Here is a 12,718-nt window from a genome sequence, read left to right on the forward strand (position 1 = left end):
GGGACGGCGACTCATGAACCTCGAATTCAACGAAGACCAGAAGCTGCTGTTCGAGACCGTCGACACGGCGGTCGGCCGCGGCTATCCGGCGGGCGGCCGCGCGGCCGCGACGAGCAGCGAACTCGGCTGGAACGACCAGGTCTGGAACACCCTCGGCGAGCTGGGGCTGGCCGGTCTCCCGATCTCCGCGGACCACGACGGCGCGGGCGCGGGCCCGGTCGAGGTCTACGCGACGCTGGAGGCGATGGGCAAGCACGCGGCGGCCGAACCGCTGCTCGACGGCGTGTTCCTGCCGGCGTGGATCATCGCCGAGCTGGGCACCGACGACCAGGCCAAGGAACTGCTGCCGCTGCTGGCCAGCGGCGGGACCACGATCGCGGTCGCGCACTCCGAGCCGGGACGTCCGTGGGGCGTCGCGCCGTCGGTCGCGGCGGCCGGTTCCGCGCTCTCCGGCGTGAAGTCGCCGGTGCGCAACGCGGACCAGGCCGACAAGTTCCTGGTCACCGCGGTCGACGAGAACGGCCGCACCGGGGTGTACCTGGTCGAGGCGACCGCTGAAGGCATCACCCGGGTGGACGGCCGCGCCGCGGACTGGGGGCACACGTCGCAGGTCGAATTCGCTGGTACGCCAGCGGTTCTGCTCGGCACCGCCGACTCCGACGCGTCGGCCGCGTTGCGTCGCGCGTTCTCGCGGGCTCGCGTCGCGGTGACCGGCGAGGCGATCGGCCTGATGGAGACCGGGCTCGCCATGACCGTCGAATACCTCAAGACCCGCAAGCAGTTCGGGGTGCCGCTGGCGGCGTTCCAGGCGCTCGTGCACCGCGCCGCCGACCTGTACGCGAAGGTCGAGCTGGCTCGTTCGCTGGCGCTGTGGGCCACCGCGACGGTCGAGGCGTACGACAACGGTGCGTCCACAGTGGATCTCGAGGCGGCGGCCGACGACGCGTTCGTGTTCGTGTGCGACGCGGCGACCGCGACCGCCGAGGAGATCGTCCAGCTGCACGGCGGCATCGGAATGACTTACGAATCGGAGGTCGCGCACCACGCGGCGCGCCTCATCGCCATTACGGAGAGTTACGGCGGAGTGAGCGCGGCCCGGCGCCGCGCGCTAGCGTCGGACGCGTTGCTGACGCCGCCGAGCGCGCTGCTCAACAACGCGGACGCGGTCACCGCCTGAGAAAGGAGTGCGCCATGCCGGTCGTCGCGATCGTCGGCGCTGGGGTCATCGGAGTGTCGTGGGCTCGGCTGTTCGCCGAGGCGGGCTGGACGGTGCGGGTCACCGATCCGCGTCCGGACCTGCGGGAAATTGTCTCCCGGGACCTCGCCGGGCTGCCCGCCACGGCAGTCGCGGACCTCGCGGAAGCCGCTGAAGGGGCCGACTTCGTGCAGGAGTCGGGCCCGGAGCGGATCGAGCTGAAGCGGGAAATGTTCGCGACGCTCGCCGCCGCCACGCGCGACGACGTAGTACTGGCGTCCTCCTCGTCGTCGCTGTTGCCCTCGGTGATCGCCGAGGGCAACGCGGCGGCCTCGCGGATCGTGATCGGGCATCCGTTCAACCCGCCCGAACTGATGCCGCTGGTCGAGGTGGTGCCCGGCGGTTCGACCTCCGCGGAGACCGTGGCGAAGGCCGTCGAGGTCTACCGCGGGCTGGGCAAGAAGCCGATCACGCTGAAGAAGGAAGTGCCCGGGTTCGTCGGGAACCGGCTGCAGAAGGTCTTCAACGACCAGGCGATGTACCTCGTGCAGCAGGGCGTCGTGTCCGCGGCGGACCTGGACGAGCTGGTCAAGGCGTCGCTCGGGCCGCGGTGGGCGACGATCGGGCCGTTCGAGAGCATGCACCTCGGCGGCGGCCCGGACGGGATCCGCCACCTGGTGAGCCACGTCGGTTCGCAGATGAAATTCGAGATCGGCCGTCCGGACCGCGAGCACCTCGATTCGGTGCTCGACGAGGTCGAACAGGCCTATGGCACCGCGGACACTTATTCCGCACGAGTCGAGGCGCGAGACAGCCGTACTCGCGCGCTGCTGGACGCGCTGGAGAAGGAATGAGCCTCACTGAGAAACTCGAGGCCGCGCTCGCCAAACCAGCCACCACCGACGAATACGACCTGCACCAGCCATTGGCTGATTTGCTGGGCTCAGTCGGCCTGCAGGAATCCGATGCCGGCGGCCGGATCGAATTCACCGGAGCCGACCCGGTATTGCCGGGCGCGCTGCGGCTGGCGGGCGCGACGTCCATCGCGCTGGCGGCGAAATCCGTTGCGGTGGCGAAGATCTGGCAGCTGCGCGGCGGACGCGGGCAGGACATTTCGATGGACCTGCGGACCGCGCCGCACCGGCTGTGCCCGTTCTACGACAAGAAATGGGAACTGCTCGACGGTTACCCGCAAGGCGATCCGGCGCGCGTCGATCCCGCCTTCGGCACGGATCGCTTCTACTCCACTGCCGACGGTCGGTGGGTGCACCCGATCAGCCCGTACCCGAAGCTGCGCAACGACGCCGCCGCGCTGCTGGGCGTTCCCGAGCGGGATGCCGTGGTGCAGCAGGCGATCGCGCAGTGGAACTCATTCGAACTGGAGGACGCCGCCGAGGCCGCGGGCGTCATCATGCCGGTGGTGCGGACGACCGAAGAACTGATGGCGACCGAGCAGTACCAGTCGGTGCTGTCGACGATGCCGCCGGTGATTGTCGAGCGGATCGGCGACAGCCCGCCGGAACCGTTGTCCCCCAACCCTTCCACGCCGCTCGAAGGAATCCGCGCCCTGGGCCGGGCACACATCATCGCGGGTGCCGGCTGTGGCCGGGCGCTGGCGCTGCACGGCGCGGACGTGCTGAACGTGTGGGATCCCGGCGAATACGAACTGCCGGTGCTGTACGCGACGTCCAATGTGGGCGTTCGCTCCACCCGGCTCGACTTCCGGCGTGCTGCGGACCAGGAGCGAATGCGCTGGCTGCTCGCCGGGGCGGACATCTTCTACGCCAACCGCCGCCCCGGATACCTTGCCCGGCACGGCCTTGACGCGGAAACCGCCGCCGAGATCCGGCCCGGAATCATCCACGCCGAGGTGACGCTCAACGGCGGCACCGGCCCGTGGTCCGGCCGCGTCGGCTTCGACCAGACGGCTGGTTGTCTGTCCGGCGTGATGCTGCTGGAAGGCGAAGGCGGGGTTCCGTCGCTGCCCGCGGTGCCGGTGGTGAACGACTACATCACGTCGTGGTTCCTGCAATTGGGAATTCTGCGCGCACTCATGCTCCGCGCGGAATGGGGTGGTTCGTACCGAGTGCAGGTTTCGCTGACTCGGGTCGCCTTGTGGTTGCTGAGCCTGGGAATCTTCGACAAAGGCTACGCCGCGGAGGTCGCCGGCGTCGCTCCCGGGCACGAGTATTTCGACCCGGAAACGTTCACCGCGGACACTCCGCTCGGCCGCTACCGCGGGGTCACCGAACAGATCCGGATGTCGGAAACTCCGGGCTATTACACGAATCCGTTGATCCCCCGGGGATCGCACCGTCCAGAGTGGAGGTGACATGTTCAGCGAACTCGTGGTGCTGGGCATCCGCACCGGGACGATTTACCGCGTCGGCCTTCCCGACGGGCAGGTCACCCCGCTGTACAAAGACGCCGGTGTCTCGCCGGACGGCGTAGTCGTCGCCGATGGGACCGTTTATTGGACCACCATGGGAATGCCCTCGCGCGACCCGTCAGTGCCCGGCGAGGCGGGCCTCGACTACTCGGCACGCAATGGCGGTCTGCACGCGGTTTCCTTCGACGGCACCGGTGCGCGCGATGTGGTCCCGAACGGAACTCTGACCACCGGAAAACAGTTGGCCTATAACGGTTTCCTGTACTGGAGCGACCGCGAGGGCTGCCGGGTGACCCGGGTGCGTCCGGACGGTACTGGGCTCACGGACCTGATCGTGAACGAGCCGGACGGCAGCGGAACGCAGGAATGCGTTGGGGTTACTGTGGACGCTACGCATCTGTATTGGACACAGAAAGGTCCGGCCAAGGGCGGTGTCGGCCGGATTTTCCGTGCCGGGCTGGAGATTCCTCCGGGAGAGAGCGCCCGCGACCGGTCCGACGTCGAGACCCTGTGGGAACACCTGCCGGAGCCAATCGACCTGGAAATCCACGACGGGTATCTGTACTGGACAGACCGCGGTGCGGCCCCGAAGGGCAACACGCTGAACCGCGCACCGATCCCCGGCCCGGGGGAGAAGGGCGCGGAACCGGAGATCCTGGCAAGCGGATTCACCGAGGCGATCGGCCTCGCAGTGGACGACGAGGTGGCTTACGTGTCCGACCTGGGCGGCCGGATTACCGCGGTGCCGCTGAACGGCGGCGAACCGCGGGTGGTGGTCGAGATGGGCGAGTTGCTGTCCGGGATCGCCGGGTTTTCGGGCACCGTCTCCTGAGTGAGCGGGCCTACCGCGTCGCCGAAGCGGTGAAACAGCATTCCGGCGAGGTCAGCGCACTGCGATCCCGCGAAAAACCATCTCCACCACATTCAGCAAATGCTCCTGCAGATCGAACGGCGCGGCCTCGCTTTCGATCCACGAACTCAGCGTCCCGAAATACGCCGTCGCGAGCAGCAGCCCGGCCTGTGCCGGGTCGACGTCGGCCCGGATCTCGCCGGCCTCCTGTGCCCGGGCGACGAATGCGCCGAACTGACGTGCCAGTTCCGGATTGCCGAACACATTCGTGGAGTGGATCGCCGCGCCCATGCAGGCGACGGTTTCCGCTCGGGAGTCGAGGCTGATGCGCGCCAGTTCGATCAGGTACCGGCTGAGCACCTCGCGCAGTGGCCGGTCCTCCAGGTTCTCGGCGCGCACCGCGGTCATCGCGCGTTCCCGCCGGCGCAGGCTCCACTCGTCCAGGAACGCCGTCTTGCGCTGGAAGTGGTTGAACACGGTGGCGCGGGCGGTGTCGGCGCGTTCGGCGATGTCCTCCATCGTGGTGTTGTCGTAGCCGCGTTCCACGAACAGCTCCACGGCCGCCTGGAACAGCCGGTCCCGGCGTTCGTGTCGCTGCCTGGTTCGCCGATCGCTCGTCGCTTCTGCCGTCATGCCTCGCAGTCAACCATCATTTTCCGCCGGCGCCCGCTGAATGGCGCCCTTGAGGGTTCTTCCGCCTCGGCCCAGCGCTGGTTGGACGTTAGTCCAACTCGACGCTAACCCGCCACGGTCAGGATTCCGAGCGCCAGCAACACCAGCACCTTCACGATTTCCGTGCCGACGTAAACGAAATGCGCCCGGGAGCGCGGCAGCTCCACGCCCTCCGGAGCAGCGAGGACGCGGTCCGTCCGCCGGTTCAACGCCGGACGGACCGCCCCCAGCTGCGCGATCAGCACCACCACAGCCACCGCTGCCAGCACCGTCACCGCGGTGTTCGGCTGCCCGGCCACCACCGTGACCACCACCCCCGCCGCGAGCAGAACCTCGGCGATGTTCAAGGCCCGGAACACGATCCGGCCGATGCCGAGGCCGATCGGGACGGTGACCCCCGGCGCGCGGAATTTCAGCGGGGCTTCCAGGAACGAGATGGCGAGCACCATCCCGAACCAGACGAACGTGAAAGCGCCAATCGCATGCACAGCGCGGAAAACCTCGATTCCGGTGTTCGATCCGCCGCTGCCAGGCTACCCCGGCTACCAGGTCACCGGCAGCCGCACCGGACCGTAGATCGACGCGTCGGGCGGCAGGTCCACCTCGGCGAACGGCACCGCGAGCCGCAGGTCCGGGAACCGCGCGAACAGCCGGAACAGCGCGATCCGCAGCTCGACCCGCGCCAGCTGCTGCCCGAGGCATTGGTGCACGCCGTGCCCGAAGGCGAGCTGCCCGGTCGCCTTGCGCGTGACGTCCAGCTCGTCCGGGTTCGGGAACTTCTCCGGATCCCGGTTGGCGACCGGCAGCGACGTGACGACCGGATCGCCCGCCTTGATCGTCACGCCGCCGAGTTCGACGTCCTCCAGCGCGGTGCGGATCGGGCCGATGTGGATCACGCTGAGGTAGCGCATCAGTTCCTCGACCGTGCCCGCGGTGAGCTCCGGATCGGCCTTGAACTTCGCCAGCTGCTCCGGATTCTCCAGCAGCGCCAGCGTGCCGAGCGCGATCATGTTGCGGGTCGTCTCGAATCCGGCGACCAGCAGCATCATGCCGATGTTGGCGAGTTCCTCGTCGGTCAGCTCGCCGCCGCGGACCAGGTCGGACAGCAGATCGTCGCCCGGATTCGCCCGCTTCTCCTCGATCTGCCCGGCGATGAACGCGACGACGCCCTGGGTGGCGTCGATCCGGTCGGCGATCGGGACGTCCTTGGAGAACATGGTGGTGGTGTAGCCGTCGAACTCGGCGCGGCGTTCGTAGGGCGCGCCGAGCAGCTCGCAGATCACCAGGGACGGCACCGGCCGCGCGAACGCTTCCACCAGGTCGACCGGGCCTCCCGCGGCGGCCATCGCGTCGAGGTAGTGCTCGACGATCTCGGCGACGCGGTCCTCCAGCGTGCGCATCCGGTGCACGGTGAACGCCCCGGTCAGCAGCTTGCGGTAGCGGTGGTGGTCCGGGTCGTCCATCCCGTTGAACACCCCCGGATCGGCCGGTTTCGGCGGCGGCAGCGGGCCGAAGTCGAGCGGAACCTTCGCCAGTTCCGCTCGGGCGGACATCCGCTTGTCCGAAAGGACTGCCCGCACCTCCCGGTATCCGGTGACGAGCCAGCCCTGGGTGCCGTCGGGATACGTCAACGGCTCGACCGGCGCCTGCGTGCGCTGGGCCGGCACCGGATCGAACGGGCACGCGCCCCTTTCGAGCGGGAGTCCTGCCTGACGGGTCATCGTCGCTCCTTCCCCTCTGAATAGTTCAGAAGGTACACAGATTTCACAAACTTGTGAAGTGAATGTCGGAGCTGAACACGGAAAGGGTGGAGATTCACTGGCTCGGCCTAGACGGCGTCGTACCCGTGCGTCTTCGAGGAGATCTCGGCCTAGCTCGCTTCCGCGGCGTCGAGGGCGGGGACGAGCGGTTCGAGGGTTTGGCGCAACAGATCCGGCAGTGAGCCGGACGCCACGACCAGGCCGCTGGTGCCCGCCGGTTGCGTCCACTGCTCCAGCGCGACCCGCACCGCCGCCGCGACCGAGGCGGCCAGCACGCGGGCGGTCCGCGGGTCGCCGACCCGGGTCGCGATCACCTCCTGCAACGGGTCTTCCAGTGCGGCCGGGGTGTCGAGAAATGCCGTGCGCAGGTTGGGATTCGTGGTGATCAGCAGCAATGCGTCGCGGCTCTGCTCCCCGGGATCGGTGTACTGCTCCGCGACCGCGTCGATGACCGCCTCGGCCAGCCGGGTGTCCGCCGAGCGCTCGGCGACGGCGGCGGCGATCCGGTTTTCCCGGTCCGCGGTGACCGCGGCGACGATCGCCTCCTCGCGGCTGGAGAAGTAGTTGTTGTAGGTCCGCGGGGAGACCCCGGCCGCCTCGGCGATGTCGTCGACGCGGACGTTCGCCGGCCCGTGCTCGATCGCCAGCCGCAGGGCTGCTTCGCGCAGCGCGACGCGGGTGGCCTGCTTCTTCCGTTCGCGCAATCCGGTCACTTGTCCAGTCTCGCAGCCTCGCTGCGCCTACGCAAACTTGCGTGTACGCAAGTTTCGTGCGTACGGTGGGCGGCGTCCCCGAATGAGAGGAAACCGCCATGCGCGGCAAGGGAATGACGTACGAGACCGGCTTCGTCCGCAATGGACGGTCGGCGCGGGAGAGTTTCGAACCGGAGGTGGTGAAGCGCGAACTGGCGATCATCCGCGACGACCTGCACTGCACCGCGGTGCACCTCGTCGGCGGCGACCCGGACCGGCTGGAGCGGGCCGCGCGGTGGGCGGCGGACCTGGGGCTGGAGGTCTGGTTCTCGCCGTATCCGCTGGAGCAGACGCACGAGGAGATGCTCGCCCTCTTCGCCGACTGCGCGACCCGGGCGGAGCGGCTGCGCGCCACCGGGGCGAACGTGGTGTTCGTGACCGGGGTCGAACTGAGCGTGATGAACCAGGGCTTCCTGCCCGGCAACGACACCGCGGAACGGGTCAGCCTGCTGCTGGCCGAACCCGAGGGCCGCGCGGAGCGGCTGGCCGAGGTGAGCAAGAAGCTCGACCCGTTCCTGGAGGCCGCCGTCGAGATCGTGCGGGAACGGTTCCACGGCCCGGTCACCTACGCGTGCATCCAGTTCGAGCAGGTGGATTGGAGCCGGTTCGACTTCGTCACGGTCGAACTGATCCGCTCGGCCGACGTCGCCGACCTCTTCCGGGCCGGTGTCCGAACCCTGGTGGCGCAAGGGAAACCGGTCGCGATCACCGGATTCGGCACGGCGACCTGGCGCGGGTCCGGCGACGTCGCGCCGCGGAGCATGGAGATCGTCGAGCACGACAAGAAAACCGGCGACCCGGTCCGCATCGACGGCGAGTACGAGCGCGACGAAGCCGGGCAGGCCGCGTATCTGCGCGAACTGCTGGAGATCTTCGACGAGGAGGGAGTGGACAGCGCGTTCGTGTTCCTGTTCGCGCTCTACAACTACCCGCACCGGACCGGCCGCGACGATCTCGACCTCGCCAGCTTCGGCCTGGTGAAGGTGCTGGAAGACCGCTCGGGCACGGCTTATCCGGGGCTCAACTGGGAACCGAAGGAGGCGTTCGCCGCGGTCGCCGGGCATTACGCGAAGCCTTGACTCGGCGGGGTCCGGGCAGGTGAGATCCGGACATGTCGACGAAGACGCGCCCGCTGGGCAACCGGGTCATGGCCAAGGCGGCGGTGCGGATCATGCCGCTGCTGATGCTGCTGTACTTCGTCAACTACCTGGACCGGGTCAACATCGGGTTCGCCGGCCCGAACGGGATGAACAAGGAACTCGGCCTCACCGCGACGGCCTTCGGGCTCGCGTCCGGGATCTTCTTCATCGGCTACCTCATCCTCGAGGTGCCGAGCAATCTTGCGCTGCACCGGTTCGGCGCGCGCCGCTGGATCGCGCGGATCATGATCACCTGGGGCGCGGTGGCCGTCGCGATGGCGTTCGTGCCCAACACGACGACGCTGGTGGTGCTGCGGTTCGTGCTCGGCGTCGCCGAGGCGGGGTTCTTTCCCGGCATCATTTTGTACCTGACGTACTGGTTCCCGGCGGCGCAGCGGGCGAAGGCGGTCGCGCTGTTCATGTGCGCGGTGCCGGTGTCGAGTGCGATCGGCTCGACCGTCTCCAGCCTGCTGATCACCGGCGGGCACGGCGTGTTCGGCCTGTCCGGCTGGCGGTTCATGTTCCTCGTGGAGGGCGTTCCGGCGATCCTGCTGGCGGTCGTCACGTGGTTCTGCCTGAGCGACCGGCCGGAAACCGCGAAGTGGCTGTCGGCCGAGGAACGCGACTGGCTCACCAGCGAACTCGACGCCGAACGCCGCGCCACCGAGGCCGAACACCACTGGCCGCTGCGGAAAGCGCTCACGCACCCGCGGATCCTCGGGCTGGCGTTCGTGTACTTCGCGGTCGTCTACGGCCTGTACGCGCTGGGCTTCTTCCTGCCGACCATCATCGCCGGATTCGGCGAGGAGTTCGGCACCAAACTCAGCGTGCTGCAGGCGGGTCTGGTGAACGCGATCCCGTACGTCGCGGGTGCGCTGGTGATGGTCCCGTGGGCGCGCCACGGCGACCGGACCGGGGAACGGACGTGGCACGTCGCGCTGCCGATGCTCGTCGGCGGCGCGGCGATCCCGGTCGCGCTGTACCTCGGAAACCCTTACGCCACCATGACCGCGGTGACGATTTGCGCGATGGGCGTGTGCGCGGCGCTGCCGACGTTCTGGGCGCTGCCGTCGAACTTCCTGTCCGGCGCGGCCGCCGCCGGCGGGATCGCGCTGATCAACGCACTGGGCAACCTGAGCGGGTTCGTCGCGCCGTATGTGACCGGCTGGCTGCGCGACCTGACCGGCACGCAGCGGACCGGGTTGTGGGTGGTCGGCGCGTGCATGGTGGCCGGAGCGGTGCTGGCGGTGGCGCTGGGGGCGAAGCCGCGCGCGTCCCGCCGGTGATCAGCCGGCGCGGCGGACCCGGTCGGTCAGCACCTGTACCTCGGTCTCGAACAACGCGTCGGCGTCGAGGCCCATCGCGGTGAAGCCGCCGCCGATTTCGAGGCTGACAAAGCCGTGCAGCCGCGACCACAACGCGACCGCCAGCTGGTGGTTTTCGGTGTTCGCGCGCCGGGCGTCGAGCACTTCCTCGGTGCGATGCGGCTTTCCCGCGGTGCCGTGCAACACCCCGAGCACCACGCCCATCAGCGACCGGGCCGCTTCGGCGAGCGGCTTGGCGTGCGCGTCGTAACCGGGGAACGGCGCCTTGAACAGCAATTCGTACCGGTGCGGTTCCGCCCGCGCCCAAGCCCGGTACGCCGCGGCCAGCAACCGGATCCGCGCTTCCGCGTCGGGTGCGTCGGTGCCGAGTGCTTTCGCCATGGCCTCGCGGAGATCGTGGTACGCGTCGATGACCAGGACGTTCAGCAGTTCGTCGCGGCTGGAGAAATAGCGGTACAGCGCCGGCCCGGACACGCCGAGCTGTTTGGCGATGGCGTTGATGGAGATCGCCTGCGCGCCCCCGGCCGCGAGCTGGTCGAGTGCGGCGGATTTGACCTCCTCGCGCACCTGCTCGCGGAACCGTTCGCGCATCGGCTTGCGGGTGCCTGCTGCGGGCATCCCCACCTCCTTGACGACGCCCGACGGTAACACGGCCGATTGTTCGAAAGACCTTCTAACGGTTCACCCTGTCTGTGCTTACGGGCGGCTGCGGCTTCCAGGGTGACGAGCGGCGGCGCGCCAGGCAAGGGGAGGACGAGCTGGACGGCGATGGCCGGTCACACCGAGCTTTTGTGCCGGTGTTCGCTCGGCCGGATCCCGCGGCGTCGTTTGAACGCGACGCTGAGCGCGAAAGCGTTGGCGTAACCGACTTTCCGCGCGATAGTGTCCACTGTGTACTCAGTGCGGCGAAGCAAATCCGCGGCGAGTGAAATGCGCCAGCCCGCGAGGTGGGCGATCGGCGGTTCGCCGACCTGCTCGGTGAACCTGCGGGCAAACGCCGCCCTGGACACTCCCGCCTCCGCGGCCAGTTCCGCGACGGTCCACCGGCGGGCCGGGTCCTCGCGGATGCGCCGCATCGCGGTGCTCACGACCGGATCGAGCCGCACCGGAGCGGTGTCGAACCACGTGCGCAGCGCGGAAACCAGCATCAAGTCCAGCATCCGGTCGAGGACCTGCTGCTGCCCGGGCTGGTCTTTCCCGACCTCGTCGGCGAACGCCTCGGCCGACGGATGCGGACTTTCCGCCGGAACGACCAGCACCTCGGGCAACAGCCGCAACACGCGTCCGCTGAGCTGACCACGGCTCTCGAACGCTCCGCTGAGCAGCACGGCCGCGTTCTCCGCCGGAGTTCCGCAGGTGCGGCCGTCGGTGGGCGTCGGACAGTAATCGGCGGTGGTGACGGTGTGTACCGGCGTGGTGGTCGGATCGTCGGCCACCACGTACGGCACGTCACCGCGGACGACGGCGATGTCGTTCTCGCCGATCCGGACCGGTGCGAGCCCGTCGGGCACGATCCAGGCCTCGCCGCGCAGCATCCGGGCCAAGGTCAGCGGCGTGCCTGGGGCGACTCGCAGCGACGGCGTGATCGTCTGCCGGAAGACCGCGCCGTGCGCCCGGACGTCGGCGAGCAATTCCGCTACTGCATCCACCTTGCCAGCGTATCCGCGCGGACATCGAGGCGAGCTTTTCAACCATGGCCCCTCCCGGATCTCGCCGGTTGACTCAGGGCATGACTGAACAACCCGTCCTGGTCACCGGCGCGACCGGCAAATCCGGCCGCCGTGTCGTATCCCGGCTGCGCGCCGCCGGGCACCCCGTCCGCGCGGCGGCGCGCTCCGGGGAACACCCCTTCGACTGGACCGACGACAGCACGTGGGACGCCGCGCTTGAGGGCGTCCGCGCGGCGTACGTCGTGCAACTCGACGGCACGAACCTGGTCCGCCCGTTCGTTGAGCGGGCCCGGAAACACGGCGTGCAGCGCATCGTGCTGGCGTCCGGGCGCGGAATCGACGACCCCGGCTACGTCCGCGACCGCACCGGCATGCGCGACGGCATCGCGGACAGCGAGGCGGCGGTGCGGGAAAGCGGTCTGGAGTGGACGATCACCCGTCCGGGCTGGTTCGCGCAAAATTTCAACGAGGGATTCTTCGCCGATGCCATCGCTGCCGGTGAACTGCGCTTGCCCGCTGGCGACGGTGCGGCGACCTTTGTGGACGCCGAGGACATCGCCGAAGTGGTTGCCGCTGCCCTGGTTCGCCAAGGGCACGCTGGCCAGATCTACGAACTCTCCGGTCCCCGCGCGGTGTCGCTGACCGAAGCGGTCGAAACGATTTCCGCGGTAACCGGTCGTGAGATCCGCTACGTGCCACTGTCCATAGAGGACTATCTTGCGGAATTGGTCGGCCAAGGCCTGCCACGCGCCGAGGCGGAGATCTTCGCCGACTTTATCGAGCCACTCCGCGAAGGTCGCGACGCGCACGTCTCCGACGGCGTCCAGCGAGCACTCGGCCGCCCGCCCCGAAGCTTCGCCGAATTCGCCGAGACCGCGGTGTGGCCCGGAAAACCGGTTGACCAGACTGGAAAAGTGGAGCCACGTGAGTGATGACGCGAACCACCTCCTCCGTTCCGCCAGCCTG

Annotated in this window: 13 protein-coding genes; 7 read left to right on the forward strand and 6 right to left on the reverse strand. The window is 68.8% G+C overall.

Annotated features, from left to right (window positions below):
* Window positions 1–13: 13 nt before the first annotated feature.
* The 4 genes from F9C11_RS11570 to F9C11_RS11585 are packed head-to-tail and all read left to right on the forward strand — an operon-like array spanning window position 14 to window position 4,416.
* Window positions 14–1,177, forward strand: coding sequence for an acyl-CoA dehydrogenase family protein (locus F9C11_RS11570; RefSeq protein ID WP_409184859.1), 1,164 nt, complete (start codon window positions 14–16; stop codon window positions 1,175–1,177).
* Between the two features lie 14 nt (window positions 1,178–1,191).
* Window positions 1,192–2,049 carry a 3-hydroxyacyl-CoA dehydrogenase NAD-binding domain-containing protein gene (locus F9C11_RS11575; RefSeq protein WP_409184860.1) on the forward strand — a complete coding sequence of 286 codons (858 nt, stop codon included), beginning with the start codon at window positions 1,192–1,194 and terminating at the stop codon, window positions 2,047–2,049.
* Entirely contained in the window at window positions 2,046–3,527 is a 1,482-nt protein-coding gene (locus F9C11_RS11580; protein WP_409184861.1) for a CoA transferase, read from the forward strand. Before F9C11_RS11575 ends, F9C11_RS11580 begins: the two co-directional genes overlap by 4 nt.
* Window position 3,528: 1 nt before the next feature.
* Window positions 3,529–4,416, forward strand: a complete 888-nt coding sequence (locus F9C11_RS11585) for a hypothetical protein (RefSeq protein ID WP_409184862.1) — start codon at window positions 3,529–3,531, stop codon at window positions 4,414–4,416.
* Between the two features lie 51 nt (window positions 4,417–4,467).
* On the opposite strand, the gene F9C11_RS11590 is transcribed toward F9C11_RS11585, so the two are convergent.
* The 4 genes from F9C11_RS11590 to F9C11_RS11605 form a co-directional block, all read right to left on the reverse strand.
* Window positions 4,468–5,067 carry a TetR/AcrR family transcriptional regulator gene (locus F9C11_RS11590; protein WP_409184863.1) on the reverse strand — a complete coding sequence of 200 codons (600 nt, stop codon included), beginning with the start codon at window positions 5,065–5,067 and terminating at the stop codon, window positions 4,468–4,470.
* A gap of 104 nt (window positions 5,068–5,171) precedes the next feature.
* Window positions 5,172–5,555: a hypothetical protein gene (locus F9C11_RS11595; protein WP_409186877.1), complete on the reverse strand. Its 384-nt coding sequence runs from the start codon at window positions 5,553–5,555 to the stop codon at window positions 5,172–5,174.
* Between the two features lie 93 nt (window positions 5,556–5,648).
* Window positions 5,649–6,827, reverse strand: a complete 1,179-nt coding sequence (locus tag F9C11_RS11600) for a cytochrome P450 (RefSeq protein WP_409184864.1) — start codon at window positions 6,825–6,827, stop codon at window positions 5,649–5,651.
* Between the two features lie 149 nt (window positions 6,828–6,976).
* Window positions 6,977–7,579, reverse strand: a complete 603-nt coding sequence (locus F9C11_RS11605; protein WP_409184865.1) for a TetR/AcrR family transcriptional regulator — start codon at window positions 7,577–7,579, stop codon at window positions 6,977–6,979.
* A gap of 98 nt (window positions 7,580–7,677) precedes the next feature.
* Between F9C11_RS11605 and F9C11_RS11610 the strand changes: the two genes are divergently transcribed.
* Both F9C11_RS11610 and F9C11_RS11615 read left to right on the forward strand, forming a co-directional pair.
* Window positions 7,678–8,697, forward strand: a complete 1,020-nt coding sequence (locus F9C11_RS11610; protein WP_409184866.1) for a hypothetical protein — start codon at window positions 7,678–7,680, stop codon at window positions 8,695–8,697.
* Between the two features lie 32 nt (window positions 8,698–8,729).
* Entirely contained in the window at window positions 8,730–10,043 is a 1,314-nt protein-coding gene (locus tag F9C11_RS11615; RefSeq protein WP_409184867.1) for an MFS transporter, read from the forward strand.
* On the opposite strand, the gene F9C11_RS11620 is transcribed toward F9C11_RS11615, so the two are convergent.
* Both F9C11_RS11620 and F9C11_RS11625 read right to left on the reverse strand, forming a co-directional pair.
* Entirely contained in the window at window positions 10,044–10,700 is a 657-nt protein-coding gene (locus tag F9C11_RS11620) for a TetR/AcrR family transcriptional regulator (RefSeq protein WP_409184868.1), read from the reverse strand.
* Between the two features lie 158 nt (window positions 10,701–10,858).
* Window positions 10,859–11,731: an AraC family transcriptional regulator gene (locus F9C11_RS11625; protein ID WP_409184869.1), complete on the reverse strand. Its 873-nt coding sequence runs from the start codon at window positions 11,729–11,731 to the stop codon at window positions 10,859–10,861.
* A gap of 80 nt (window positions 11,732–11,811) precedes the next feature.
* Here F9C11_RS11625 and F9C11_RS11630 point away from each other — a divergent pair, with 80 nt between their 5' ends.
* Window positions 11,812–12,684 carry an NAD(P)H-binding protein gene (locus tag F9C11_RS11630; RefSeq protein WP_409184870.1) on the forward strand — a complete coding sequence of 291 codons (873 nt, stop codon included), beginning with the start codon at window positions 11,812–11,814 and terminating at the stop codon, window positions 12,682–12,684.
* The last annotated feature ends 34 nt before the right edge of the window (window positions 12,685–12,718 follow it).

It is taken from the genome of Amycolatopsis sp. VS8301801F10 (assembly GCF_046195355.1).
Taxonomy (GTDB): Bacteria; Actinomycetota; Actinomycetes; order Mycobacteriales; family Pseudonocardiaceae; genus Amycolatopsis.